26 protein-coding genes are annotated in these 25,719 nt (G+C 73.4%); 19 read left to right on the top strand and 7 right to left on the bottom strand.

Annotated features, from left to right (window positions below):
• The first annotated feature begins 156 nt into the window (after nucleotides 1-156).
• The gene (locus tag ACFVX9_RS24045) at nucleotides 157-1,356 is read left to right on the top strand and encodes an alpha/beta hydrolase (protein ID WP_380485745.1); all 1,200 of its coding nucleotides are present in this window, start codon (nucleotides 157-159) and stop codon (nucleotides 1,354-1,356) included.
• A 167-nt stretch (nucleotides 1,357-1,523) separates the two neighbouring features.
• On the top strand, nucleotides 1,524-2,882 hold the full coding sequence (locus ACFVX9_RS24040; RefSeq protein WP_380485747.1) for an ABC transporter ATP-binding protein: 1,359 nt from the start codon (nucleotides 1,524-1,526) through the stop codon (nucleotides 2,880-2,882).
• Between the two features lie 37 nt (nucleotides 2,883-2,919).
• Here the strand turns inward: ACFVX9_RS24040 and ACFVX9_RS24035 are convergent, their stop codons facing one another.
• Together ACFVX9_RS24035 and kdpB are read right to left on the bottom strand one after the other, a co-directional pair.
• Complete coding sequence (locus ACFVX9_RS24035; protein WP_063346559.1) at nucleotides 2,920-3,408, bottom strand: universal stress protein; 489 nt, start codon at nucleotides 3,406-3,408, stop codon at nucleotides 2,920-2,922.
• A gap of 183 nt (nucleotides 3,409-3,591) precedes the next feature.
• Nucleotides 3,592-5,814: a potassium-transporting ATPase subunit KdpB gene (kdpB, locus tag ACFVX9_RS24030; RefSeq protein ID WP_387983371.1), complete on the bottom strand. Its 2,223-nt coding sequence runs from the start codon at nucleotides 5,812-5,814 to the stop codon at nucleotides 3,592-3,594.
• A gap of 382 nt (nucleotides 5,815-6,196) precedes the next feature.
• Between kdpB and ACFVX9_RS24025 the strand changes: the two genes are divergently transcribed.
• On the top strand, nucleotides 6,197-6,400 hold the full coding sequence (locus ACFVX9_RS24025) for a hypothetical protein (RefSeq protein WP_063346558.1): 204 nt from the start codon (nucleotides 6,197-6,199) through the stop codon (nucleotides 6,398-6,400).
• Between the two features lie 50 nt (nucleotides 6,401-6,450).
• On the top strand, nucleotides 6,451-7,842 hold the full coding sequence (lysA, locus tag ACFVX9_RS24020; protein WP_380378027.1) for a diaminopimelate decarboxylase: 1,392 nt from the start codon (nucleotides 6,451-6,453) through the stop codon (nucleotides 7,840-7,842).
• A 56-nt stretch (nucleotides 7,843-7,898) separates the two neighbouring features.
• Here the strand turns inward: lysA and ACFVX9_RS24015 are convergent, their stop codons facing one another.
• Nucleotides 7,899-8,666 carry a maleylpyruvate isomerase family mycothiol-dependent enzyme gene (locus tag ACFVX9_RS24015; RefSeq protein ID WP_380379671.1) on the bottom strand — a complete coding sequence of 256 codons (768 nt, stop codon included), beginning with the start codon at nucleotides 8,664-8,666 and terminating at the stop codon, nucleotides 7,899-7,901.
• 63 nt (nucleotides 8,667-8,729) lie between these two features.
• Between ACFVX9_RS24015 and ACFVX9_RS24010 the strand changes: the two genes are divergently transcribed.
• From ACFVX9_RS24010 to ACFVX9_RS24000, 3 genes are all read left to right on the top strand, one after another.
• Nucleotides 8,730-9,278 carry a MerR family transcriptional regulator gene (locus ACFVX9_RS24010; RefSeq protein WP_387983369.1) on the top strand — a complete coding sequence of 183 codons (549 nt, stop codon included), beginning with the start codon at nucleotides 8,730-8,732 and terminating at the stop codon, nucleotides 9,276-9,278.
• Nucleotides 9,279-9,340: 62 nt separating this feature from the next.
• Complete coding sequence (locus ACFVX9_RS24005) at nucleotides 9,341-9,655, top strand: hypothetical protein (protein WP_380379665.1); 315 nt, start codon at nucleotides 9,341-9,343, stop codon at nucleotides 9,653-9,655.
• 111 nt (nucleotides 9,656-9,766) lie between these two features.
• Nucleotides 9,767-10,360 (top strand): isochorismatase family protein, encoded by a 594-nt coding sequence (locus tag ACFVX9_RS24000; protein WP_380379663.1) that lies wholly within the window; start codon nucleotides 9,767-9,769, stop codon nucleotides 10,358-10,360.
• Nucleotides 10,361-10,409: 49 nt separating this feature from the next.
• Here ACFVX9_RS24000 and ACFVX9_RS23995 read toward each other — a convergent pair whose 3' ends face one another.
• Together ACFVX9_RS23995 and ACFVX9_RS23990 are read right to left on the bottom strand one after the other, a co-directional pair.
• Nucleotides 10,410-10,619 (bottom strand): DUF397 domain-containing protein, encoded by a 210-nt coding sequence (locus ACFVX9_RS23995; RefSeq protein ID WP_380379660.1) that lies wholly within the window; start codon nucleotides 10,617-10,619, stop codon nucleotides 10,410-10,412.
• Nucleotides 10,606-11,493 (bottom strand): helix-turn-helix domain-containing protein, encoded by an 888-nt coding sequence (locus ACFVX9_RS23990; protein WP_380379657.1) that lies wholly within the window; start codon nucleotides 11,491-11,493, stop codon nucleotides 10,606-10,608. The genes ACFVX9_RS23995 and ACFVX9_RS23990 overlap by 14 nt, the downstream gene beginning before the upstream one ends.
• 275 nt (nucleotides 11,494-11,768) lie before the next feature.
• On the opposite strand from ACFVX9_RS23990, the gene ACFVX9_RS23985 reads away from it, so the two are divergent.
• From ACFVX9_RS23985 to ACFVX9_RS23945, 9 genes are all read left to right on the top strand, one after another.
• Nucleotides 11,769-11,918 (top strand): hypothetical protein, encoded by a 150-nt coding sequence (locus ACFVX9_RS23985; protein WP_380379654.1) that lies wholly within the window; start codon nucleotides 11,769-11,771, stop codon nucleotides 11,916-11,918.
• Nucleotides 11,915-12,193 (top strand): hypothetical protein, encoded by a 279-nt coding sequence (locus tag ACFVX9_RS23980; RefSeq protein WP_380379652.1) that lies wholly within the window; start codon nucleotides 11,915-11,917, stop codon nucleotides 12,191-12,193. The genes ACFVX9_RS23985 and ACFVX9_RS23980 overlap by 4 nt, the downstream gene beginning before the upstream one ends.
• A gap of 181 nt (nucleotides 12,194-12,374) precedes the next feature.
• Nucleotides 12,375-13,109 carry a hypothetical protein gene (locus ACFVX9_RS23975; protein WP_380379649.1) on the top strand — a complete coding sequence of 245 codons (735 nt, stop codon included), beginning with the start codon at nucleotides 12,375-12,377 and terminating at the stop codon, nucleotides 13,107-13,109.
• 20 nt (nucleotides 13,110-13,129) lie between these two features.
• Complete coding sequence (locus tag ACFVX9_RS23970) at nucleotides 13,130-14,356, top strand: radical SAM protein (RefSeq protein ID WP_380562881.1); 1,227 nt, start codon at nucleotides 13,130-13,132, stop codon at nucleotides 14,354-14,356.
• A gap of 201 nt (nucleotides 14,357-14,557) precedes the next feature.
• Entirely contained in the window at nucleotides 14,558-15,901 is a 1,344-nt protein-coding gene (locus tag ACFVX9_RS23965) for an extracellular solute-binding protein (protein WP_380340491.1), read from the top strand.
• Complete coding sequence (locus tag ACFVX9_RS23960; RefSeq protein ID WP_387983365.1) at nucleotides 15,898-16,818, top strand: carbohydrate ABC transporter permease; 921 nt, start codon at nucleotides 15,898-15,900, stop codon at nucleotides 16,816-16,818. Before ACFVX9_RS23965 ends, ACFVX9_RS23960 begins: the two co-directional genes overlap by 4 nt.
• Nucleotides 16,815-17,720, top strand: coding sequence for a carbohydrate ABC transporter permease (locus ACFVX9_RS23955; protein ID WP_244293285.1), 906 nt, complete (start codon nucleotides 16,815-16,817; stop codon nucleotides 17,718-17,720). The genes ACFVX9_RS23960 and ACFVX9_RS23955 overlap by 4 nt, the downstream gene beginning before the upstream one ends.
• Nucleotides 17,721-17,722: 2 nt before the next feature.
• Complete coding sequence (locus ACFVX9_RS23950) at nucleotides 17,723-19,444, top strand: glycoside hydrolase family 36 protein (protein WP_387983363.1); 1,722 nt, start codon at nucleotides 17,723-17,725, stop codon at nucleotides 19,442-19,444.
• 57 nt (nucleotides 19,445-19,501) lie between these two features.
• Nucleotides 19,502-20,578: a LacI family DNA-binding transcriptional regulator gene (locus tag ACFVX9_RS23945; RefSeq protein ID WP_387983361.1), complete on the top strand. Its 1,077-nt coding sequence runs from the start codon at nucleotides 19,502-19,504 to the stop codon at nucleotides 20,576-20,578.
• 8 nt (nucleotides 20,579-20,586) lie between these two features.
• Here ACFVX9_RS23945 and ACFVX9_RS23940 read toward each other — a convergent pair whose 3' ends face one another.
• A complete protein-coding gene (locus ACFVX9_RS23940; RefSeq protein ID WP_063346550.1) occupies nucleotides 20,587-21,411 on the bottom strand; it encodes a DeoR/GlpR family DNA-binding transcription regulator in 825 nt (274 codons plus the stop codon).
• A gap of 187 nt (nucleotides 21,412-21,598) precedes the next feature.
• Here ACFVX9_RS23940 and galT point away from each other — a divergent pair, with 187 nt between their 5' ends.
• Complete coding sequence (galT, locus tag ACFVX9_RS23935; protein WP_380379634.1) at nucleotides 21,599-22,699, top strand: galactose-1-phosphate uridylyltransferase; 1,101 nt, start codon at nucleotides 21,599-21,601, stop codon at nucleotides 22,697-22,699.
• Nucleotides 22,696-23,862, top strand: a complete 1,167-nt coding sequence (gene galK / locus ACFVX9_RS23930; RefSeq protein WP_380379631.1) for a galactokinase — start codon at nucleotides 22,696-22,698, stop codon at nucleotides 23,860-23,862. Before galT ends, galK begins: the two co-directional genes overlap by 4 nt.
• Nucleotides 23,863-23,919: 57 nt before the next feature.
• Here the strand turns inward: galK and ACFVX9_RS23925 are convergent, their stop codons facing one another.
• On the bottom strand, nucleotides 23,920-24,633 hold the full coding sequence (locus ACFVX9_RS23925) for an NADPH-dependent F420 reductase (protein WP_380340471.1): 714 nt from the start codon (nucleotides 24,631-24,633) through the stop codon (nucleotides 23,920-23,922).
• 99 nt (nucleotides 24,634-24,732) lie between these two features.
• Here ACFVX9_RS23925 and ACFVX9_RS23920 point away from each other — a divergent pair, with 99 nt between their 5' ends.
• On the top strand, nucleotides 24,733-25,551 hold the full coding sequence (locus ACFVX9_RS23920; RefSeq protein ID WP_380379628.1) for an SDR family NAD(P)-dependent oxidoreductase: 819 nt from the start codon (nucleotides 24,733-24,735) through the stop codon (nucleotides 25,549-25,551).
• Nucleotides 25,552-25,719: the final 168 nt, after the last annotated feature.

Below are 25,719 nucleotides of genomic sequence, written 5' to 3'. Positions count from 1 at the left end.
AACGCCCCCGGCCCCCGCTCCACCACCCCCCCGCCCCTGCGCGCCCAGGTCTGGCAGGCGCTCGCCGACCTGGTCGCGCAGGAACGGCGGGAGTGACGTCCCGTTCCGTGCTGGTTACCCTGGGTCGCGCTGTCGGACGCGCCCCAGGGAGGCCGGATGGGACTCACCAGTCACAAGCTGCTGGCGCTGGCGGCGCTGCTCGCCGTGTTCACGGTGCTCGGCACGCTCTGGGTCTGGCCCCGGCTGGCCGTCCGCAGTTGGCCCGCGGTGTTCCTGCGGCTCGGGACGATCGCCGTCACCCAGTTCGCCCTGCTGGCCACCCTCGGGCTCGCCGTCAACGACGACTTCGTGTTCTACAGCAGCTGGTCCGACCTGTTCGGGCGCGACCGCGGGACGGGCGTCATCCAGGCGACCAGCCCGACCGGCGGCCCGTCCGTCAGCCCGCCTGTCGTTCCGTCCGGAAGCCCGACCGGCACCCCCAGCGGCACCCCGGCCGAAGTGCCCGCCGGGGTGCAGGTGCTCGGCACCGCCGAGATCACCGGCGCGGACGGGGCCGACCGCGACCCGGCCACCATCGGGCGGCTCGACCGGGTCCGGCTGCCCGGCACCACCACCGGGCTCAGCACCGACGGGTACGTCTACCTGCCGCCGCAGTACTTCCGGCCCGGCGCCGAGGCCCGGCACTTCCCGGCCGCCCTGGTGATGACCGGCTTCCCGGGGGACGCCGCCAACCTGGTCACCAAGCTGCGCTACCCGGCGTACGAACTCGACCTGCTGCGCCGGGGGGCGATGAAGCCGACCGTCCTGGTGCTGGTGCGCCCCTCGCCGTCGATGCCGCGCGACAGCGAGTGCGAGGACGTCCCGAACGGCCCGCAGGCCCAGCGCTACTTCACCACCGACGTGCCGGCCGGCCTGCGCGCCTCCTACCGGGTGCTCGACGGCACCGGCAGCCTCGGCGTGATCGGCGACTCCACCGGGGGCTACTGCGCCGTCAAGCTCGGCATGGTCCACCCGGAGACCTTCGCGGTGGCGGTCTCGCTGTCCGGCTACTTCAAGGCCGCCGAGGACGCGACCACCGGCGACCTCTTCGGCGGCAGCCAGCAGCGGCGCGACGAGGCCGACCTGAACTGGCGCCTCGCCCACCTGCCGATGCCCGCCCTCGCCGTCCTCCTCGCCGACAGCAAGGAGGAAGGCCACGGCTACGCCGACTCCGTGGCCTTCGCCGCGGCCGCCCGCCCGCCGCTGGTGGTCGCCCAGGCCACCGTGGAGACCGGCGGGCACAACTTCACCACCTGGACCAGGCTGCTCCCGCCGTCGCTGACCTGGTTGAGCGACCACCTGCGCGACCCGCAGTGACGCCGGCCGTGCGCCGGGCACGTCTTGGCGCCGACGGCCGGACGGCGGCCGAGAACGTCGGCGGGGTGGTCACTCCTGAGCCATTGTGTGGCAGGAGGGTTGTCTGGGGGCTCAACTTCAGGGTAGGCAAACCTAAGTGATTTCGGTTCGGGGGGAGGACGCGCGGAATGACTGTGACCGAGAACCCGACCGCCCGGGTCGACCGGCTCGCCATCGCCCTCGCGGACGGCACCCCGCTGCTCGCCCCGGTCAGCCTCGACCTGCGCCCCGGGCGCGTGCACGCCGTCACCGGCCCCTCCGGCGCGGGCAAGACCACCCTGCTGCACGCCCTCGCCGGCGCCCTGCCACCGGGCGCCCGCGCCACCGGGCTGGTCACCGTCCTCGGTCAGGACGTCCTCGCCCTCGCCCCCGAACCACTGCGCCGGTTGCGCCGCCACCGGCTCGCCTTCCCCGGCGCCCTGTCCGGCGGCCGGCAGCGTCGCGTCGCCCTCGCACGGGCCCTCGCCCGCCGCCCTGACCTGCTGCTCCTCGACGAACCCGGCGCCGGCCTCGACCCCGCGCTGCGGGACGAGATCGCCGACCTGCTGCGCGAACTCGCCCGCCGGCACGGCATCGCCGTCGCGCTCGCCAGCCACGACGCCGCCTTCGTCGCCCGCTGCGCCGACGAGGTGCTCGTCCTCGCCCCGGCCCGGCCCGGGGTGGGCGGCGGCGCCATCCGGGCCGGGGCCATCCGGGCCGGGGCGAGCCGCACGTCCGGACCGGTCGCGGCGCGCACCGCCGTCGGGCTGGCCGCGCTCGGCGTCGAAGCCCACGTCGGGTACGGGCGCGGGCGGCGCCGGATCCTCACCGGGGTCGACCTGCACCTCGCGCCCGGCAGCTGCACCGGCATCATCGGCCCCTCCGGCGCGGGCAAGACCACCCTCGCCCGGGTCCTCGCCGGGCTCCACCCGCCCACCGGCGGCACCCTCACCCTGGACGGCGCCCCGCTGGCCGGCTCGCACCACGCCCGCACCCGCGAGCAGCGCCGCCGCGTCCAACTCGTCCCGCAGAACCCGCTCGGCGCGCTCAACCCGGCCCGGACCGTCGGCGCCACCCTCACCCGGCCGCTGCGGCTGCACCACACCACCCCGCACGAGCAGTGCCCCGGCCGGGTCGCCGAACTGCTGGCCGCCGTCGGCCTCCCCGCCGACCTGGCCGCCCGGCACCCGCACGAGCTGTCCGACGGCCAGCGTCAACGCGTCGCCATCGCCCGGGCGTTGGCGGCCGAACCGGACGTCCTGCTGTGCGACGAGGTGACCTCCGGGCTGGACACCGACACGGCCGCGGGCATCATGACCCTGCTGGGCCGGCTGCGCGCCGAGCGCGGGGTGGCGCTGGCACTCATCGGCCACGACCTGTCGCTGGTGCGTGAACACGCGGACGCGGTGGTGCAGTTGGGGGCGCCGACGGGTCGGGCCTGGGCCAGGGGCCCCGGACCGGCGCGCCCGGGCGCGATGGCGCCCGCCGGCTCGGCGTGGGTGAGGTGACGCGTCGAGCCGGCGGGCGGGTTCGGGGGAGTTGCTGTCAGGCGCGCCCGAGCAGCGGGAGCGGTGCCCCGGTGCGGGCGGGGAGTTCGAGCCGGGTCAGCAGCGCGGAGGGCGACACCTCGACCACCCGGCAGCCCGCGCGGTGGCGGCAGTGCCGGGCCACCGAGCCGTGCCGCAGCCGGTCGAACCGGCGGCGGGTGGCGGCGCCGAGGACCAGCAGGTCCTCCGGCCCGGTGACGGCGCCGACCAGGGCGGGCCCGGGCTCGGCCTTGACCACCAGCGGGTGGATGACCAGGCCGGCCGGGTAGCCGCCGTAGGCCTGCTCGAAGGCGATGTCCAGCCGCCGCCGGGCGGCGTGCTCCAGTTCGGACAGCGGGCGCAGGCCGTCGCGTTCGCCCGCGTTCCACGCGGCCACCGGCACCAGCACGGCCTCGCTGCGGGCCGCCTCGCCGACGGCGTGGTAGAGGGCGGCCAGACTGCTCAGTGATCCGCTCAGGCCGACGATCACTCGGGTGGTCCCGGTCATGGCCGTTCGCCTCCGTTTCTCCGGTCGGGTGTTCCCGGTTCCGTACTCCTTGGTTCGGATGATTCCAGTGAACCCCGGAACCGGTCCGTCCGTACCGCCGCTGATGGCTCCATGACGCCGGTCGCACACTTCTTGACGTCCTTCTGACAGCTCCGGCGCGCGGCGCGCGGTGCTCCGTGCGTCTCAGCCGAGGCCCGGCACGAACTGGATCAGCAGGTCGATCGCCTTGATGCCGAGGAACGGCAGGATCAGCCCGCCCAGCCCGTACACCCGCAGGTTGCGGCGGAGCAGGTCGGTGGCGGAGGCGGGCTGGTAGCGGACGCCGCGCAGGGCCAGCGGGATCAGCGCGACGATGATCAGCGCGTTGAAGATGATCGCGGAGGCGATCGCCGAGGTCGGGCTGTGCAGTTCCATGATGTTGAGGTGGTGCAGCCCGGGGTAGGCGTTCGCGAACATCGCGGGGATGATCGCGAAGAACTTGGCCACGTCGTTGGTGATCGAGAAGGTGGTCAACGCGCCACGGGTGATGAGGAGTTGCTTGCCGACCCGGATGATGTCGATCAGCTTCGCCGGGTTGGAGTCGAGGTCGACCATGTTGCCGGCCTCCTTGGCGGCCGGGGTGCCGGAGTTCATCGCGACCCCGACGTCGGCCTGGGCGAGGGCGGGGGCGTCGTTGGTGCCGTCGCCGGTCATCGCGACCATGTTCCCGGCGGCCTGCTCGCGGCGCAGGTGGGCGAGCTTGTCCTCGGGGGTGGCCTCGGCGAGGAAGTCGTCCACCCCGGCCTCGGCGGCGATGGCGCGGGCGGTGAGCGGGTTGTCGCCGGTGACCATGACGGTGCGGATGCCCATCCTGCGCAGTTCGGCGAAGCGCTCGGCGATGCCCTCCTTCACCACGTCCTTGAGTTCGACCACGCCCAGTGCGCGGGCGCCGTGCCGGTCGTGGACGGCGACCAGCAGCGGGGTGCCGCCGGCCTCGGCGATCCGGTCCACCAGCGGCTTGGCCTCCATCGGCATCCGCCCGCCGGACTCCACCACCCAGCGGGCGACGGCGCCGGCAGCGCCCTTGCGGATCAGGCAGTTCGTCCCGTCGGGCCAGGTCAGGTCGACGCCGCTCATCCGGCTGTGCGCGGTGAATGGGACGGGCCGCTGCTCGCCGAGTTCGCCGGGGGCGCGGGGCGGCACCCAGTACTGACGGTTCGTCAGTTCGACGAGTGAGCGGCCTTCCGGGGTCTCGTCCGCGACGGAGGCCAACTGGGCTGCCTCGGCGAGCTGTTCGGTGCTCGCGCCGGGCAGCGGGTGCAGTGCGACGGCCCGGCGGTTGCCGTGGGTGATGGTGCCGGTCTTGTCGAGCAGCAGCACGTCGACGTCCCCGGCGGCCTCGACGGCCCGGCCGGACAGGGCGACGACGTTGCGCTGGACCAGCCGGTCCATCCCGGCGATGCCGATCGCGGACAGCAGCGCGCCGATGGTGGTCGGGATGAGCGCGACCATCAGGGCGACCAGCACCACGGTGGTCTGCGGCGCGTGCGCGTAGATCGCCATCGGCTGGAGCGAGACCACCGAGAGCAGGAAGACGATGGTGAGCGAGGCGAGCAGGATGTTGAGCGCGATCTCGTTCGGGGTCTTCTGCCGGTTGGCGCCCTCCACCAGGGCGATCATGCGGTCGACGAAGCTCTGCCCGGGCCGGGAGGTGACCCGGACGACGAGGTGGTCGGAGAGCACCCTGGTGCCGCCGGTGACGCCGGTGCGGTCGCCGCCGGACTCGCGGATCACCGGCGCGGACTCCCCGGTGATCGCCGACTCGTCGACGGAGGCCACCCCCTCGACCACCTCGCCGTCCTGTGGCACGACCTCGCCGGCCGGCACCAGCACCACGTCGTGCAGCATCAACTGCTCGGCGGGGATCACCTCGTGGCGGTGGTCGCGGGTGCCGACCCGCCAGTGCAGCAGCCGCCGGGCGGTGGTCCCGGCCTGGGTGCGGCGCAGCGACTCGGCCTGCGCCTTGCCCCGGCTCTCGGCGACGGCCTCGGCGAGGTTGGCGAACAGCACGGTCAGCCAGAGCCAGAAGCCGATCACCCAGGCGAACACGCTCGGGTGGATCACCGCGCTGAGCGTGGTGAGCGCGGAGCCGGTCTCCACCACGAGCATCACCGGGTTGCGCATCATGGTGCGCGGGTGGAGCTTGCGGACGGCGGCCGGCAGGGCCTCGGTGAGCTGGCGGCGGGTGATGAGCCGGCGGCGGCCGCCGTCCGGGCCGGTCGGCCGGTGGCTCGGGTGGTGCTGCGGTTGGTGCGGCCGGTCGTTCGGCCGGTCGTGCGGGGGTTGCTCGCGGACGCCCTCCGGGCGGCGGAACCAGTCGGTTCGGGGCGTGGTGGTGTCCGGGGGAGTGAGGGCCGAACGGCGCATCGTCTCGGAAGACCTTCCGGGCCGCCCCGGGCTGCGGGGCAACGGGGCGGCGGGCTCGGTGGCGGCGGGGACGGCGGCCAGCCCACCATCGGATCCGCGCCCGCCACACGCCTCTTGACGCGGGTTTGGCGTGTGGGCGGCCGTCCTTGACGGCTCCCTGACATCCGGACCGGGTGGGCGTTCGGTGGCTCGTACGGACGTTCGGGGGCGCGTGCGGCCGTACGGGTGACGGTCGTGGCGGCGGATGTCAGGAAGGCGTCAAGGACGCCCGGCGGAGCGTAGGCCACGCGTCAAGGCCCGGTGCGATCGGCCTCCGGTGGGCATCCACTGGAACCGAGGGCCGCACACAGCGGCCCGCCCGCCCGAGCCCGAGGAGCCTCCCGTGAGCAGCACGATCGCCACCGCCGTCGACCAGTCGCCGCGCCGCCTGGTCCGCCTGGTGCCCGCCGGTGTCCGGCAGGACCGACAGGAGCGGCATGAGCTTCAGGACAGCCCCGAGCCGCCCGAACCGGCGCCCGCGCCCACGGTCGGCCACGACCGCGGCCGCCCGGCGCACTGCCGGATCGCGATGCAGTTCGAGGACTGACCCCGCCCACCGCGTGCCGCAACCCCGCCCCGCCCCGTAGGAGTACCGCCATGACGCAGCTGACCGCCCCGTCCGTCCCCTCCACCGTCCCCGCCCCCTCCACCGGCACCTCCACCGCCCGCCCCGACGCCCCGGCCGTCGACGCGCTCGGCGGCCCCTGGCCGGCCTCGGCGCGGCCCGGCCCCGGCGGCGACGTGCTGGTCGGCGGGGTGGGGCTGGCGGAGGCGGCCGAGCGCTTCGGCACCCCGCTGTACGTCCTGGACGAGGCCGAGGTGCGCAACCGCGCCCGGGCCTACCGGCGGGCGCTGCCGCACGCCGAGGTGCTGTACGCCGCCAAGGCGTTCCTGTGCAGCGCGATGGCCGACTGGGTGGCCGAGGAGGGCCTGGGTCTGGACGTCTGCTCCTCCGGCGAGCTGTGGCTGGCCGCCTCGGCCGGCTTCCCGGCGCAGCGGATCCTGCTGCACGGCAACGCCAAGTCCCCGGAGGAACTGCGGCTGGCCCGGCGGCTGCGGGTCGGGCGGATCGTGATCGACGGCCCGGCGGAGATCGCCCGGCTCGCCGCCCTGGTGGCCGCCGACACCCCGCAGCGGGTACTCGTCCGGGTCGTCCCGGGGATCGCCGCCGGGCACCACACGGCGGTCCGGACGGGGGTGGGCGGGCAGAAGTTCGGCTTCCCGATCGAGGGCGGCGACGCGGCCGACGCGATCGCCCGGGTGCTCGACCAGCCCGGGCTCGAACTGGCCGGCCTGCACTGCCACCTGGGCTCGCAGATCACCGAGGTCGAGCCCTACCTCCAGGCGGTGGACGCGCTGGTGCGGCTGCTCGCGGAGATCCGGGAGCAGCACGGTGTGGAACTGCCCGAACTGGACCTCGGCGGCGGCCACGGCATCCGCTACCTGCCGGGGGACGCCGAGTTCGACGTCGCCGACTTCGCCGTCCGGGTGACCAACCGGCTGGCGGTGCGCTGCGCCGAGGCGGGCCTGGAGGTGCCGCGGCTGATCGTCGAGCCCGGCCGTGCGCTGGCCGGCCCGGCCGCCGTCGCCGTGTACCGGGTGCTGTCGGTGAAGCACACCGCGGACGGCCACTGCTTCGCCGCCGTGGACGGCGGGATGAGCGACAACCCGCGCCCGGCGCTGTACGGATCGCCGTACAGCGTCCGCCTGGTGGGCCGCCGCTCCGAGGCGGGCGCGGCCCGGGTGGACGTGGTGGGCCGGCACTGCGAGGCCGGCGACGTCCTGGTCCGCGACGCCGTCCTGCCCGCCGACCTGCGCGCGGGGGACCTGCTGGCCGTCCCGGCGGCCGGGGCGTACCAGCTGTCGATGGCCTCCGGCTACAACCTGGTCGGCCGCCCGGCGGTGGCCGCCGTCAAGGACGGCCGGGCCCGCCTGCTGATCCGCCGGGAGACGGTCGAGGACTTCCGCCTCCGCGAGGTCGGCCGGTAGCCGAACGCCGTCGCGCGAGAAGTCGGGCCGGCCGACTTCTCGCGCAACTCTGGCGGTTAGAACGCTGTGTGGGTCAGCCAGTGGTCCAGCAAGGCGCGGTCGCCCGTCACCGTCACCCGGTCGTCCTGCGGCGGGAGGCGGCGGGAGAGCACCAGCATGAGGTCCGCCACCGCGCCCGACACCACCACGTCGGCCTCGACCGGCCCGCGCTCCCACCGCAGTGCCTCGGGTGCCCTGGTGATCACCCAGCCCTCCCCGGACCTCGGCCGGAACCCGACCCGCTCGCCCCGGCCGCGCAGCCCGGCCGCCGCCGGCCTGACCGACTCGAAGGCCGGCGTGCACAGCAGGTCCAGGTTCTCGCTGATCACGTCGGCCGCGAGGTCGTCGGCGATCTCGAACGCGGTGCCCGTCGCCGACGCGGCGTCGTAGTGATGGACGCAGGTGTCGCTCAGCTGCCTGCGGAGCCAGAACGCCGCCGGCCGTGGCCCGAAGAACGTGGGCAACTCGGTGTCCGCGCCGGTCTCCTGGACCGCGCGGACCAGGTCCTCCGCGCCCTCGCGCAGCCACCGGGCCCACCCGTCCGGGGCGCCGGGATCGGCCTGCCATGGGTCGGGGACGGGCAACTGCCCGCCCGTGCGGACGAGTTCGGCCGCCCAGCGGTGCTCCTGGCCGAGGTGCCCGACGAGGGTGCGCAGTGGCCACTGCGGGCAGGTGGGCACCCGGGTGTCCGGGTCCCTTCCGGCGACCGCGCGGGCGAACTGCCGGGTCTGCTCCCGCAGTCCCTCCACGAGCCGTGCGGTGTCCAGCGTCGACGTCATCGCCATCGCGATGCTCCTCTCTCGGGGTTACCTGGGTACGGTAGGAACTCCAGTCCGGTGGAGGTTCAAGTGCCTTTGCTCGATGAGACGTTGGGGATCGGCGAGCTGGCCCGGCTGACCGGCGTGCCGGTGCGCACCATCCGCTTCTACTGTGACGAGGGCATCGTCGACTCGGTGCGCCGCAGGTTCGACCAGGTGGCCGTGGAGCGGCTCGGCCTGGTCCGACGGCTGCGCAGGCTCGGGCTCGGGCTGCCCTCGATCAGGCAGGTGCTCGCCGGCGAACGCTCCGTGGCCGAGGTCGTCGCCGCCGAGCGGGCCGCGCTCGACGTGCGGCTCGCGGACCTGGCCTGGCGGCGGGCCTCGCTGCGCGCGGTCGAGGAGGCCGGACCGGCCGACCGGGCCGCCAGGCTGGAGCTGCTGGCCGCGATGGAGGGTGGGGGAGCCGCCCGTGACGCGCTGATCGACTTCTGGAGGCGCGCGATGGCCGCCCCGGTGTCGGAGGCGATGCTCACCGCGTTCGTGGCGATCGCCGTACCCGAGCCGCCCGCCGACCCGACCCCGCCGCAGGTGGTCGCGTTCGCCGAGCTGTTCGCCCTGGCACCGGGGACCGGGAACTGAGCCGAGACCTGCTGGCCAGGGCGCGGGCCGGTGCCGCACTGATCGCCGACGAGGACGAGCTGGTGGGCGGGATCGGCGAGGCGTGCGCGCTGGCCCAGCCCCTGGTACGGGCGGGTGAGCCGCCCCGGGTGGGCCCCGCACTCGACCGGTTCGTCGCGGCCCACGCCTCCGTCCGCGGCGACCGCGACACCCCGAAGTTCCGAGGCCGCCTGCTGGCTTACGTGGCTGTGGACCGGGACCGGCGGATGCGCCGCTACTGGCGGCTCGTGGCCGAGGCGAGCGGGGATCCGGTCACGGTCGGCCTGTCCTACCTGTGGCTGACCGACTCCCTCGAACGCTCCGCTGCGGGCCTTGGTGGTGCTGCCGGGGTGTGCTGATCGCCGCGCCAGGCCCGTCCGGGTGAACGCCAGCCCGGGTTGCTTCGTCCACGCACCTCGAAGGCGTCAAGCTGGCCGCGAAATCCCGTACCCCCGAGGAAAGGCCGGTCGATGGCTCGCGCGCTGATCGTGGTGGATGTGCAGAAGGACTTCTGTGAGGGAGGGAGCGTCCCGGTCGGCGGGGGCGCCGACCGGGCCCGGGCGATCGCCGAGTTGGTCCAGGGCCCGGAGCGGGAGGGCTGGGCGCGGGTGGTCGCGACCCGGGACCACCACATCGACCCGGGCCCGCACTTCTCGGCGCGGCCGGACTTCCGGGAGTCCTTCCCGGTGCACTGCGTGGTCGGCAGCGAGGGCGGGGAGTTCCACCCGTCCTTCGCGCCCGCCGTCGACGCGGGCGCGGTGGACGAGGTGTTCTTCAAGGGCGCGCACTCGGCGTCCAAGAGCGGGTTCGAGGGCTTCGCGGCGGACGGCACCCGGCTCGCCGACTGGCTGCGCGGCCAGGGCGTGGACGCGGTGGACGTGGTCGGGATCGCCACCGACCACTGCGTGAAGGCGACGGCGCTGGACGCCGTGAAGGCCGGGTTCGCGACCAGGGTGCTGCTGGACTACACGGCGGGCGTGGCCACCGAGACCACGGTCACCGCCCTCGGCGAACTCCGCCAGGCGGGCGTGGACCTGACGGGCACGCCGGTCGTGCTGACCTGATGAGGTTTGCGCGAGAAGTCGGCCCGGCCGACTTCTCGCGCAAGTGTGTTCAGACGTTCGGGATTTCGCCGCCCTTGAGGGCGGTGACGAACGCCGTCCAGGCGTCGGCCGGGAAGACGAGCGCCGGGCCGCTGGGGTCCTTGGAGTCTCGAACGGGGACGATGCCGTCGTTGAGGATCGCGACCTCAACGCAAGCGGATTGTGCGTTGCTGCGGGTGGACTTGAACCACACCGCTCCTGTCAGATCAACCGTGTCCATAACTTCCTGCCACTTCGGAGATCAGCTGCTTCGACGCCTGCTCACTGAGCGCTGTCTCCCAGATGTTCGTGAACGCGGCGTCGTAGCGTTCCACTTCGTTGGGCTTGTCCAGATACAGGTCGCCGGTGAATCCGTCCGCATAGACGGTCGGCGGCTCCGTCTCGGAGCCGTCGCCGTTGAGCGGGAAGCGCAGAATTCCGAACGGGCCTGACAAGACGCCCAGGTGCAGACCCGCGTCGAACGGGACCACCTTGATGGTGACGTTGGGAAGCTCGCTCACCTCCAGCAGGTGGGCGAGCTGTCCCGCCATGACTTTGCCGCCACCGATGGGTCGTCGCAGTATCGCCTCGTTGAGTGCGACGTCGAAGACCGGCGGATCGGTGAACCTGGTGAGAAGCACCTGGCGAGCCGAACGGAGGTGGACTCGTCGTTCGATCTCGTCGTCGTCTTCGTGAGGCTTGCCCGCTCGCATGATCGTGCGTGAGTAGTCCTCGGTCTGCAGCAGACCGGGAACCAACTCGCTCTCATACCAAGCGATCTTCGAAGCCGCTTCTTCGAGCCCGATGAAGAGGTCGAACCCCTCCGGGATCACATCCCCGTAGGCGTGCCACCAACCCCGGGCTTTGGTCTCCTTCGCCAGTCCCATCAGGGCTTCGGTCAGTTCGGCCGGTGCGCCGTAGACCTTGCACATGGCCTCGACATCGAGGCTCCGCAAGGACGTGTGACCGCTCTCGATGCGCCACATCTTCGCTTCCGACCATTCCAGGCTGCGAGCCGCTGCCCGCACCGTGAGTCGCGATCGGTTGCGCAAATCACGCAGGTACCGCCCGAGTTGCCTGCGCGGCACCGTTGATCCAGTGGGCCCTTCCGGCATGGCCTTCCCCTTCCTGGCTTCCAGTATGAAGCACCGTCAGCGCTCGAAATGAAAGCACCCGTGCGCCCGCTTCGCAATGAAAGTCAACCGAACGAGTTACGCCGTTCGAATGCCCCAAAATGAAGTCTTGCAGATTGCGGAGCGTCTTGGGCAGACTACGGGCAGTAGTCCGACTGCTCGCTCACGGCGATCCGACGGGCGGCCACCCGGGCATTTCCATGCCCCTCCCCGGCCGACGCCGCCTGCTGCGAGCCACACCCGGAGGAGGTCCTGCCATGCCCGGAACGTTGGAGAAGTGCTCGTGCCGGCTGCACCGGCACCGCAAATCCGCCCCCGCCGCCCGGCGGCTGGTCAGTGACTGCCTCGCCGACCGGCCGGCTGGCATCGGCGAGACCGTCCGGGCGCAGATCGGGGGCGTGCGGTGAGCGACGGGCTCCCCTTCTCCGTGACTGTCGAGATCGTGGGCTTCACCGAGCCCACCACCTTCGCGAGTCTCTTCGATGCCCTTGACGTCCTCCGGGTCGGCCTCGCCGTGCTCCCGCTGGACGCCGAACAGGCCGCTTGCCTGGCCGGCCGGTTCGGGCCCTGGGCCGCCGGGGAGATCGCTCACCGGCTGTACCACTTCGGCGCGGTGGGGGCGGTGGCGTTCGTCGGGCTGGATGCCCATCCGATCTACGTGCGGCGGGCGGCGCTTGAGTGACCGGTTGAGACCGCTTGTGTCGGTCCGTCAGCTGTGGTGTGTGAGATATGTGGTGCAAACGCGACCATTTGTGGCGGGTCGCTGTTAGGGTGCCCATCTGAACGCCAACTCTCCATGATGTGAGCAGTCTTGGAAGAGATGGCGTCGACTCAACGTCCGTAGCCGACACCCGAGGAAGCGCGTGAGACCCGAAGACGTCCCCCGGCTGTTCCAGGAGCTGGCCCGCGAGTTCGCGGACGTGACCGGCATGTCAGTGGCGGCGACCGGTTCGTTGGCCCGTGGCGACCACCGCACCGGGCCCACCGGTGACATCGTCTCCAACCTCGACCTGATCCACGTCGTGGCCGACGGGGCCGACGTGCCGGAGGTCCGGGCCGTGGTGGGGCGGACGATGCGGCGGATCTCCGACACCTTCCGGATCGAGACGACGTCCGTCATAGCCATGCTCCCGGCGTTCCGACTGGCCGGTCACGCCCACTACCGGATCAGCATGCGGCCCGAGTGGTTCTGCGACGGCCTCGGGCTCGGGTCGGAGGCCTTCGACCGTTCCGGCCGCGACGAGGACGACCCGCGCGCGGCGCTGGCCTGGATGATGCAGCCCGTCCCCTACTACCTGGCCAAGGCGACCGTCCTGGACCCGACGACCAACCTCGCCAAGGCCCGCAGGGCGGCGATGCGGCTGGCCGACCGGTTCGACCTGGAGGACATGCGCGAGGGCCTCGACGACCTGCCGGGTTCGCTGCGCACCTTGATCGCCGAGCATGACATCACCCCGCTCGACTCCACCGCCCGCTACCTCGCCGCCCCCACCCACCCCGCCATCGCGCAGCTCGTCCGCGACGCCGTCTTCGTCGAGGGCATGGGCCTGTCGTCCGCCGACTCGATGGTCATCATGCTGCCGTCCGCCCCGAACTGACCCGTACCGGAGAACACCGAATGCCTACCCGGCAGCACGTGGAGATCCTGCCCCCGCACCCGTTGCGGGCCGGCTACGACCGGGCCCTGGAACGAGGCTCGATAGCCGACGCGTTCCAGCGGCGCCTGGAGCCCGCCAACTTCACCCCCGGCTACCTCGGGGCCCTGACCGAGCGGGTCGAACAGGCCCTGGGCCAGGACCGGGGGGACGAGACCATGCGGTGGCGCCTGGCCTTCCTCCTGCTCCAGAACAACGCCACCGCGGCCGCCGTCGAACGCGCCGAGGAACTGCTCGCCGGCGCCACCCTCCCGCAGGCCGTCCGCCTGGCCCGGCTGGTGGCCGGGATCCGCGGCAGGGCCGACCGGCCGCGTACCGGCCGCCGCGTCCGGCGGGTCAACTGGTCGATCAACAACCGCTGTCCGATGTCCTGCCAGGGCTGCTACAACCCGTTCGCGGCGGAGCAGATCGACCTCGACCAGGCCAGGCGGATCGTCGGGAAGCTGGCCGCGCACGGGACCACCGACCTGGTCCTGGCCGGCGGCGACCCGCTGCTGTGGCCGCCGGTCTTCGACGTGGTCGACGACGCCATCGCCAGCGGTCTCAAGGTCGGCCTCGACACCACCGGCTACACGCTCACCGCCGAGAAGCTCTCCCGGCTCCACGGCCTGTCCTCGCTGCGGCTGCCACTGGACGCCGTCACGCCGGAGGTGCAACGCGCCTTCCGCCGGAGCCCGGACGACAGGCTCCTCGACGCGCTGCTGGAGTCGCTCGCCCTGTGCGACGCCGAGGGCTTCGACCGGGTGCGGGTGCACACGGTGGCGAGTGCCGAGAACCTCCACCAACTGCCGGAGCTCGCCGCGGAGGTGCTGTCCCACCCGTCGGTCGCCCAGTGGGTGATCTTCCAGTGGTGGGGCCGGCGGGCCTCGCCGGCCACGGTGCGCAGGCTCGGCGTGGCGGTGGAGGAGGTCCGCGCGGTCGTCGACGGGATCCGGCGCGACCACCCCGGCCGGGAGATCCACCTCGCGGAGAGCAGCGAGCGGGAGCTGCTGAACTGGATGATCCAGTCGAGCGGGCAGGTGGTCACCTTCGGGTCGGGTGCGGAGGAGGAGTTCATCCTGGGCAACCTCCTGACCGACGAGGTCGAGGAGATCCTGACCCATCCGATCCTGGACTTCGAGGCCATGGCGCGGGGGATCCCGGTCACCCCGGGGACCGTGTTCGGCGCTCCGGACGCTGCGCGGGGATAACAGAACGGTTTCGGAGCCCACCCTCCCCGCGCCCAGGTCTTGACGGCGCGGGGAGGGTGGGCGTTTGCTGTGACCCGCCCGTTCGAACCTGTTTGGTTCTGGTCTGTTTTGTGTATTTGAACGTTCAAAACCCCCTCCTTCTTGCCTCGCCACACCCTTCCTGCCTCAACCCTTCCTCGCCACCCCTCAGAGAGGAATGCAATGTCACACCTTTCCCGTCGTGATCTGCTCCGAGCCTCAGGAGCGGGCCTGCTGGCCCTGACCGCCGGCGGCACGCTCGCAGCCTGCGGCGACTCCGGCTCCGGGGGCGCCTCGGGCGGGGACGCCGACAGCGGCAACATTACCGTCTGGTCCTGGGCCACGGCCGCCGAAGCCCTGCGCGGGATCGTCCCGGCCTTCGAGAAGGACAACCCGGGGATCAAGGTCGACGTCCAGGACATCGGCGAACCGGCCATCTGGGACAAGATCACCGTCGGCCTGGCGGCCGGCGGCCAGGGCCTCGGCGACGTGCTGCACATCGGCTGCGACTACCTGCCCGGATACCTGGAGAAGTTCCCCGGCGGCCTGGCCGACCTCTCCGCGCTCGGCGCCGACGCGCACAAGGACAAGTTCGCCAAGGGCCTGTGGCCCGTCGTCAGCGGCAAGGACGGCCACGCCTACGCGCTGCCCTGGGAGGTCAACCCGCTCGGCTTCTTCTACCGCAAGGACTACTTCGACAAGGCGGGCATCGACCCCGAGTCCCTCGCCACCTGGGACGACCTGCTCGCCGTGGCCGACCGCTTCAAGGCCGCCAACCCCGGCGTCGCCCTGATCGGCATCAACAGGGCCGCCAACCCCACCCCCGACCTGGACTTCGTCCAGGGCCTGATGCAGTTGCAGGGCGCCTTCTACTTCGACCTCCAGGGCAAGATCACCGTCGGCTCGGAGCCGGCCGTGCGCGCCCTGACCATCGTCAAGCGGCTGGACGAGGCCGGGCTGATCGGCGACACCCCCGGCGTCCAGAGCTGGCCGCCCGTGATGAAGGCCGGCAAGCTCGGGGTGGCCGCGATGCCCGCCTGGGTCGCGCACTACCTGGAGAAGAAGATCCCCGACCAGAGCGGCAACTGGCGTCTCGCCAAGCCCCCGGCGGTCACCCCCGGCGGCAAGCGCACCGCCCTGGTCAACTCCACCCACCTGGCCGTCGCCGCCTCCAGCCCACGCCGCCGCGCCGCCTGGAAGTTCGTCGAGTACACGGTCACCCGCCCGGCCTCGGTGAACGCCATGTTCAACGCGGGCGGCGTCTTCCCGGCCCTCACCGAGGCCTACACCGACCCGCTGTACGCCGCGCCGAGTGCCTACTACGGCGGGCAGCCGGTGCTCAGGACCTTCGCCGACCTCGCCATCGAGGGCGGCTACCCCACCAACTACTCCGGTGACTACGCCCGCGCCCTCAAGCTCGTCAGCGACGCCCAGGTCAGGGTCCTCCTCAAGGGCGCCGACCCGGCCGCCGTCCTCCAGGACGCCGCCAAGCAGCTCGCCCAGCAGACCGGGCGCGGTATCGCATGAGTGCCGCCAGCCCGCCCGCCGCCCTCACCAGGAGGTCCGCAGCGCCGCGCCGGTCCCGCCGGCGGCGCGCCGCCGTACCGTACCTGCTGCTCGCCCCCGCCCTGCTGACCTTCGGCGTGTTCAAGGCCTACCCGGTCGTCGAGTCGCTGCTGCTGTCCTTCACCACCGGCTCCGGCGCGGCCACCCGCGACGCCGGCCTCGCCAACTACCGGCGCCTGCTGGACGACCCGCTGTTCTGGACGGCCCTGTCCAACACCGGCGAGATCCTCGTCATGCAGGTCCCGCTGATGCTCGGACTGGCCCTGCTGATGGCCGTCGGCATCAACTCCGCGCTGGTGCGCTGGCGCACGGTGTGGCGGCTCGGCGTCTTCATGCCCTCGGTCACCGGCCTGGTCGCCACCGGCGTGATCTTCGCCTACCTGCTCAAGACCGACGACGGCGCGGTCAACTGGGTGCTGAACGCCGTCGGCCTGCCCTCCGTCGACTGGATGGGCCAGCCCGTCTGGGCCCGGACGGCCGTCGTCGTGGTGCTCACCTGGCACTACACCGGATACAACGCCGTCATCTACCTCGCCGGACTCCAGTCCATTCCACGGGAGTTGTACGAGGCCGCGATGGTCGACGGCGCCGGACCGATCCGCCGCTTCACCTCCGTCACCGTCCCCGCGCTGCGCCCGGTGCTGCTGTTCACGGTCGTGCTCTCGACCATCGGCACGCTCCAGCTCTTCGACGAGCCGTACGTGCTGACCGGTGGCGGGCCGGACAACGCCACCCTGACCGTCTCCATGTACCTGTACCAGAACGGCTTCCGGTACTACGACTTCGGCTACGCCTCCGCCATCGCCTACGCGCTCACCCTGCTCGTGACGGTGCTCGGCGTCGTCCAGATGCGCCTGATGGGAGACCGCGACAAGTGACCTCCAAGAGTGAGACCTCCAAGCGCGAGACTCCGGAGCGCGAGACCTCCAAGAGTCAGGCCTCCGAGCGCGTGAACCCCCTCAAGAGGCTGCGCGGCTGGCCGCTGACCTTCCTCCTCGCCGGCATCACCGGGCTGTCGATCGCCCCCTTCTACTGGCTGGTGGTCGCCTCCACCCGCAAGGACACCGAGGTCTTCGACTGGCCGCCCAAGCTGCTGCCCGGCGGGAGCCTCGGCGAGAACCTGAGCCACCTGGAGCAGAAGATCGGCCTGCTCAGGGTGGTCGGGAACTCCCTGCTGGTGGCGGGGGTCCAGACGCTGGGCGCCCTCGTCGTGGCGCTGCTCGCGGGCTACGCCTTCGCCAAGTTCCGCTTCCGCGGCCGGACCCTGCTGTTCGCCCTGCTGTTCTCCACCCTCGTGGTGCCCGAACAGGTCACGCTGGTGCCGCTGTTCAAGATGATGACGAACTTCGGCCTGCTGGACACCTACCAGGCGCTGATCCTGCCCGGCCTGTGCGTGCCCTTCGCCATCTTCCTGATGCGGCAGTCGCTGAGCAGCCTGCCGGACGAACTCCTGGACGCCGCCCGGGTCGACGGCGCGGGCGAGTTCAGGGTGCTGTTCAGCGTGGTGGTCCCGGTCATGAGGCCCGTGCTGGCCGCCCTCTCGATCTTCCTCTTCCTCGGCTCCTGGAACCAGTTCGTCTGGCCGCTGATCGCTCTGCGCAGCCCCGCGATGCACACCCTGCCCGTCGCCCTCGCGACCCTGCACGGCAACAAGAGCAACACCGACTACGGCGCGATCCTCTCCGGCACCGCGCTGTCCACCCTGCCGATGATGGTCCTCTTCCTGGTCCTCCAGCGGCAGTTCATCTCCGGCCTGCTGGCCGGCGCCACGAAGGGCTGAACATGACCGAGATCTGGGAACCGCACGCCCCCGCCGTCGCCGGCGGCCTGCGTTCGCTCTACGCCGACGGCCTGGACCTGCGGGTCAGCGGGAACGCGAGCGCCCGCGGGGTGGGCGACGGAATCGTCGAGGTGACCGCCGAAGGGGCGGGCGACGTCCGGATCGAGTGGCGGGTGCCGTGCGTGGACGCCACCGCGTTCTGGACGCCCGAGCCGCGCGGCACCGGCCGGCTGCCCGCCGCGTGGAGCGCCCCGCGCCGCACCGGACTGGCCGACGGCGCCCCGATCGCCGCCCTGATCGGCACCGGCGACCTCGCGATCTGCGCCTTCGCCGCCGAGCGCGCCGACGTCCTGGCCGGCGCCGGAGTGCTGGAGGAGACCGGCGAGTTCCGCTTCTGGGCCCAGGCCGCCGGCCGGCTGACCGTCCGCATCGACACCTCCCGCCGGCACTTCGCGCGCTGCCTGGCCGACCTGGCCGCCTGGTGGTGGGCCGGCCGTGCGGCCGACATCCCCGCCATCCCCGAGGCCGCCCGCCGCCCCGCCTACTCCACCTGGTACTCGATGCACCAGGACGTCTCGCCGAAGGCCGTCGAGACGCAGGCCGCGCTCGGCAAGGAGCTCGGCATGGACGTCATCATCGTCGACGACGGCTGGATGACCGCCGACCGCACCCGCGGCTACGCGCACTGCGGCGACTGGGAACCGGTCTCGCTGCCCGACACCGCCGCCCACGTCCAGCGCGTCCACGACCTCGGCGTGCAGTACATGCTCTGGTTCGCGCTGCCGTTCATCGGCAAGGACAGCGCCGCCTTCGAGGCGATCGGCCGCTACGCGCTCGCCGACGCCGCCCACCTGGGCGCGATCGTCGCCGACCCGCGCTACCCCGAGGTCCGCGCGTTCCTGGCCGGCCGGCTCGCCCGCGCCGTCGAGGAGTGGGGCATGGACGGGCTGAAGGTCGACTTCGTCGACTGGTTCGCCCGCGCCGACGCGCCGGAGGCCGGGCCCGAGGCCGACTGCGCCACCGTGGACGAGGGCGTCGAGCGGCTGCTCGCCACGATCCGCAGCCGGATCACCGCGGTCAAGCCGGGGGCGATGATCGAGCACCGCCAGCCGTACGTCAGCCCCGGCCTGTGGCCGTACGTCACCATGGTCCGCGCCACCGACTGCCCGCTCAGCCCGCAGGAGAACCGGCAGCGCACCATCGACGTGCGGCTCGCCGCCGGGCCCGTCCCGGTCCACGCCGACATGCTGATGTGGCACCCGGCCGAGCCGCCCGAGCAGATCGCCTGCCACCTGATCAACGTGCTGTTCTCGGTGCCGCAGGTCTCCGTCGACCTCGCCGCGCAGAGCCCCGGGCAGCGCGAGGCGATCGCCTTCTGGCTCGGCGTCTTCCGCGAGCACGTCGCCACCCTGCAGCTCGGCGAGCTGCGCCCGGCCCGGCCTGACCTCGGCTACCCGATGGTGACGGCCGTCGGCGGCGGCACCGTCGCGGTGGCCCGCTACGCCGCGCTGCCGGTGGACGTCTCCGGTGCGCACTGGCGCACCCTGCTGGTCGCCAACGCCGACGCCGACCCGGACGTCCGGCTCACCGGCGGCGGCGGGACGGCAGAGGCCACCGTGCAGGACGCCCGAGGGCGTATCGTCCGGCAGGGCGAGGTCGAGCTCGACCGGGCGGGCGGCATCACCGTGCCGCGCGGCGGGCTGCTGACCCTGCGCCGCCCGTAGAGCCGAGCGGTAGAACCGAGCGCCCGTCAGACCCGAGCAGCCGTCCTGGAGCCTCCGATGCCCGAGGGAACACCCCGACCGCGCCGCGGCGCCACCACCATCGAGGAGGTGGCCCGCGCGGCCGGGGTGTCCCGGCAGACCATCTCCAACGCGCTCAACGCCCCCCAGCGGGTCCGCCCGGACACGCTGGCCCGGGTGACCGCGGCGATCCGCGAACTCGGCTACCAGCCCGACCAGTCGGCGCGCTCGCTGCGCAGCGGCGCCCGGCGCACCCTCGGCTACCTCGCACCGGTGGACGACCCGTTCGACCCGAACCCGCTGATGGCCGGCTTCCTGGAGGCGCTGGTCGACGCGGCGGGGGCGCAGGGGCAGCGGGTACTGCTCTTCCGTCCGGGGCAGGGCCGGGCTGGGGGCGCGGTTCAGGGCTTGGCGCAGGACGCGGCCCAGGACGCGGCCGGCCCGCTGGCGGCCATCGACGAACTGGTGGCCGCCCGGCAGGTCGACGGGCTGGTGCTGGCGGACGTGCTGGGCGACGACCCCCGGATCGGGCACGTCGTCCGGGCCGGCCTCCCGTTCGTCACCTTCGGACGGACCGGCCCGGGGCAGCCCCAGCACTGGGTCGACATCGCCAACGACACGGCGATGGCCGTGGTGGTACGGCACCTGGCGGCGCTCGGCCACCGCCGGATCGGGTACGTCGGCCGCGCCGAGGACCTGCCGTGGATGGCCGCCCGGCGGGCGGGCTTCCTCGCCGAGGCGGCCCGGCTGGGCCTGTCCGCGGTGACGGCGGCGCGGCCGGACGTCGCGGCCGTGCGGGAACTGCTGCGCGGGCCCGAGCGGCCGACCGCCTTCGCGGCGGGCAGCGACCTGCTGGCGCTGGACGTCTACGAGGCGGTCCGGGCGGAGGGATTGGCGGTCGGACCGGCGGGGGTGGCGATCACCGGCTTCCACGACACGCCGCTCTGCCGCCACCTGCACCCGGCGCTGACCTCGGTGCGGCTCCCGCTGCGGACGATCGCCGCCGCCCTGGTGGAGCGGCTGCTCGGCCAGGTGCGCGGGGAGGCGCCGCCGGCGGGCGGGCTGGAGCTGGCCGCCGAGCTGGTGGTGCGGGCGAGTTCCCGGACGGGTCCGTAGGGCCTCTGTCAGGCTTGGTGGCCCTGCTCCCCGGTCGGCGCGACGATCAGCTCGCCGACCAACTGGGCTGCCGCCGCCCGGTGTTCGGCCGCCAGCGCGTCGTCGGTGACCAGCACGTCCAGTTGCTCCAGTGCGGCGAAGGAGGCCAGGCCGACCGCGTTCCACTTGGTGTGGTCGGCCACCACGACGACCCGGCGGGCGGACTGGAGGAAGGTCCGGTTGGTCTCCGCCTCGGCCAGGTTCGGGGTGGTCAGCCCGGTCTCGGCCGAGAGGCCGTGGCAGCCCATGACCAGCACGTTGACGTGCAGCGAGCGGATCGCCTGGTCGGCGACCGGCCCGACCAGCGCGTCGGAGGGCGTGCGGACGCCGCCGGTGCGGATCACCGTCGCGGTGGCGGGGGTGCCGTCCTCGTCGGGTTCCTCCAGCAGCTCCGCGATCCGCAGCGAGTTGGTGACCACGGTGAGGCCCTCGACGGCGCGCAGCTGCCGGGCGACCGCGAAGGTGGTCGTCCCGGCGGCCAGCCCGACCGCCGAGCCGGGCGGCACCAGGGCGGCGGCGGCCCGGGCGATGGCCTCCTTGGCGGGCAGCTGCCAGTTGGCCTTGGTCTCGAACCCGGGCTCGCCGCTGGCCGCCGCCTCCGTCCGCACCGCCCCGCCGTGCACCTTGTGCACCAGCCCGCGGCGGGCCAGCGCGTCCAGGTCGCGGCGGATGGTCATGTCGGACACCCCGAGGTCCCGGACCAGTTCGGTCACCCGGACGCCGCCGCGCGCGCGGACCCGCTCCAGGATCAGCACGCGGCGCTGTCCGGCGAGCGGTTGGGCGCTGTCAGCCATCGGGGGGCTCCTCGGGTCGGTGTGGTCCGCTTGACCGTTCGGCCATTCGTGCAGCCGGCCGTTCGACTGGCCGTCCGGCGGGCCACGGTCACCGCCATCATGGCAGGCGCGGACCCCTTCCGGACAGCCAGGCCTGATGGATAATGTTGGATATTGTTGTTTCGTGTCGGATAGAGGGAAGAAGGCCATGGCCGGGACCCTGACCCAGCCCACCGCCAAGACCGTGACCACACTCGCGGACGGGCGACAGCTGATCTACTACGACAGCGGCGAGGCCGTCCCCCGGGACGCCGTCGACCTGCGCCCGCTCGACCCGCCCGCCCACGGCTCCGAGGTCCGGCTCGACCCGGCCACCGGAGCCTGGGTCACCGTCGCCGCGCACCGCCAGGCCCGCACCTACCAGCCCCCCGCCGAAGAGTGCCCGCTCTGCCCCTCCCGGGACGGCCGGTACAGCGAGATCCCCGCCGACGACTACCAGGTGGCCGTCTTCGAGAACCGCTTCCCCTCGCTGGCCGGCCCCGCGGCGGCGCTGGAAGTTGCCGACGGACTGCGGGTCAGCGGCCCCGGCGCCGGGCGCTGCGAGGTGGTCTGCTTCACCGCCGACCACGACGCCTCCTTCGCCGACCTCGACGAACGGCGGGCCCGCCTCGTCCTCGACGCCTGGACCGACCGCACCGCCGAACTCGCCGCCCTCCCCGGCGTCCGGCAGGTCTACTGCTTCGAGAACCGGGGCGCCGAGATCGGCGTCACCCTCGCCCACCCGCACGGCCAGATCTACGCCTTCCCCTTCACCACCCCGCGCACCGCCCGGATGGCCGCGCGCGCGGCCGAACACCGCGCCGCCACCGGCCGCAGCCTCTTCGACGACCTGCTCGCCGCCGAACGCGCCGACGGCGCCCGGGTCGTGCTCGCCGGAGAGCACTGGACGGCCTTCGTCCCCTTCGCCGCCCGCTGGCCGTACGAGGTGCACCTCTACCCGCACCGCCGGGTCGCCGACCTGACCGGCCTGGACGAGCCGCAGCGCGCCGAATTCCCGCGCCTCTACCTGGAGTTGCTGCGCCGCTTCGACCGCCTCTTCGGCGCCGCCCGCACCCCGTACATCTCCGCCTGGCACCAGGCGCCCGCCGGCCAGGAGGACGAACTCGCGCTCCACCTGGAGCTGTTCACCATCCGGCGCGCCGCCGACAAGCTCAAGTTCCTGGCCGGGGTGGAATCCGGCATGGACGCCTTCGTCAACGACATCACTCCCGAGGACGCGGCCCGCCGGCTGCGGGAGGTAGCCCCGTGAACACGCCCGTGAACGCCACTGCGAACACCCCCGCAGACACCTTCGAGGAGCTCCACGGCCACGCCCCCGAGGGGGAGTGGGCCGCCCCCGGCCGGGTCAACCTGATCGGCGAACACACCGACTACAACCTCGGGTTCGTGCTGCCGATCGCCCTCCCGCAGGCCGTCCGCGCCCAGGCCCGGCGCCGCGACGACGGCCGGCTGCGGCTCTGGTCCGCCCAGGGCGACGGAGTGGTCGCCGACCTGGCCGTCGCGGACCTGGCCCCGGGCTCGGTGCCCGGCTGGGCGGCCTTTCCGGCCGCCGTGGTGTGGGCGCTGCGCGAGGCCGGGCACCCCGTCGGCGGCGCCGAGTTCCGGCTGGAGAGCGACGTGCCCGGTGGAGCCGGGCTGTCCTCCTCGGCCGCCCTGGAATGCGTCGTCGCGATCGCGTACAACGACCTGTACGGGCTGGGGCTGTCCGCCCCCGAACTCGCCCTGATCGCACAGCGGGCCGAGAACGACTTCGTCGGCGTCCCCTGCGGGATCATGGACCAGATGGCCTCGATGTGCTGCCGCCCAGGCGCCGCCCTGCACCTCGACAGCCGGGACCTGACGACGCGACAGGTCCCGCTGGACCTCGCCGGCGCCGGCCTCGCCCTGCTGGTCCTCGACACCCGGGTCAAGCACGACCTCGGCGACGGCGCCTACGCCGCCCTGCGGGCCGGCTGCGAGCGGGCGGCCGCGCTGCTCGGACTGCCCGCGCTGCGCGAGCTGACGCCCGCCGCCCTGCCGGCCTCCCTGCCCCGACTCCCTGAGGAGCTGCGGCCGTTGGTGCGCCACGTGGTCACCGAGAACGAGCGCGTCGCGGCCGCCGTCGCCCACCTGGATGCCGGTCGGCCCGCCGCGCTCGGCCCGATCCTCACCGCCGGCCACGCCTCGCTGCGCGACGACTACCGGGTCTCCTGCCCCGAGACCGACCTCGCCGTCGAGGCCGCCCTCGCCGCCGGCGCCCACGGCGCGCGGATGACCGGCGGCGGCTTCGGCGGCTCGGTGATCGCCCTCGTCGACGCACTGGCCGCCGACGCCGTCGCCGCCGCCGTCACCACCGCGTTCCGCGCGGCCGGCTACGCCGCCCCGCGCACCCTCACCGCCGTCCCGGCCGAGGGGGCCCGCCGCACGGGCTGACCGGGCCCGTCGGGGTCGGCGCGGGTCACGGCTTCCCGGGAGCACGCCTTCCCGGGGTCACGCCTTGTGGTCCGCCGGGCGCTCCGGAGAAGCCTCCGCGAGCGCCCGGGTGACGGCCTCCACCCCGGCGCGCAGCCCGTACACCGGCGTGCCCGGCTGCTGCCGCCAGGACTCGTCGATCCCGCCCGCGTCCACCGTGTCGAAGCCCAGCTCGTCGATCAGCGCCCGCACCACGCGCTTGGCCGCCTCGTCGTCCGCCGCCACCGGCACGGCGATCCGCTCGGGATCGCCCTCCGGCCGCGGCCGCTCCAGCAGGTCCTGCGCGTAGGTGCCGTTGAACGCCTTCACCACGGGGTGGCCGAGGTGCCGCTCCGTCCACCGGCTCTCGGTCAGGCCGTCGTCCTCGATCTCGTCGATCCGGCCGTCGCGCTGCTGCGGGTAGTAGTTGCCGGTGTCGATCACCGCCGCGCCCGCGGCCGCGCCGTCCAGCAACCCGGCCGGCAGGTCCGGCACGTTCTTCAGCGGCACCGTCACCACCACGACCTGTGCCCCGCGCGCCGCCTCGGTGGCCGGTACGGCCGTCGCGCCCGTCTCCTCGGCCAGGGCGGCCAGCGACTGCGGACCGCGCGAGTTGGCCACCGAGACGTCGTGCCCGAGCGCCGTCAGCCGTCGGGTCAGGTTGCCGCCGATGTTGCCCGCACCGATGATGCCGATCTTCATGTCAGACCCCTGTTCGCGAGTGTCACACGCTTGTCGTCCTGCCCCAACCACCCGGTGGCGCCGTCGATTCCCGGTGCAGGGTGGTTCTTCCGGACCCAGGGTCGGGCCGGGCCTGGCCCCGGCTCCACGGCCGTCGGGAGAGTGGGTGCCATGACCGACAACGCCCCGTCCGACAACGCCATGACCCGGGATCCCGTCGACCCCCGGGAATTCGCCGACCGCACCGTCCTGATCACCGGCGGCACCAGCGGCATGGGCCTCGCCACCGCCCGCCGCCTCCTCGCCGCGGGCGCCCAGGTGGTCATCACCGGCCGTGACGACGCCCGGCTCGCCCGCGCCGCCGAACGGCTCGACGGCGGCGACCGGCTGCTCGCCGTCCGCGCCGACGTCGCCGTCCCGGCCGACCTCGCCCGGCTCGTCGCCACCGTCCGGGAGCGCCACGGCACGCTCGACGGCGTCTTCGCCAACGCGGGCGTCGGCGTCTTCCAGCCCGCCGCCGACGTCACCGAGGGCGACTTCGACCACACCGTCGACGTCAACTTCAAGGGCGTGTTCTTCACCGTTCAGCACGCCCTGCCCCTCCTGGAGGCGGCCGGCGGCGGCTCCGTCGTGCTCAACGCCTCCTGGACCCCGCACCGCGGCCTGCCCGACGCCCCCGTCTACGCCGCGACCAAGGCGGCCGTCCTCAGCCTGGCCCGCACCCTCGGCAGCGGCCTCGCCGCGCGCGGCATCCGGGTCAACTCCGTCAGCCCCGGCTACATCGCCACCGAGATGTTCCACGCGGTCATCCCCGACCCGGCCGCCCACGAGCCGATCCGCGCCCGCATCCCGCTCGGCCGCCTGGGCCGGGCCGAGGACGTCGCCGAAACCGTCGCCTTCCTGCTCTCCGACCGGTCCTCCTACATCACGTCCCAGGACATCGTCGTCGACGGCGGCCTGGTGCCCGCCGTCCAGGCCGTCGCGGGCTGACGTCCGGCTTGATCCCCGGCTGGTCCCCGGCCGCGTGCGGTGCCGGGGGGGGGTGGGTCTTGGAGGGGAAAGGACCACCCCCCCCCCCCCGGTGGGAAACAACCCCCCCGACCCCAACCAACCCCCCCACGAAGGCGCCCCCCCCCCCCCCCCCCCCCCTCCGCCCCC

This window comes from Kitasatospora sp. NPDC058243, assembly GCF_042882025.1.
GTDB lineage: Bacteria > Actinomycetota > Actinomycetes > Streptomycetales > Streptomycetaceae > Kitasatospora.
Note: the sequence above shows the minus strand (reverse complement) of the source record. Positions and strands in the feature narration are given on the sequence as shown.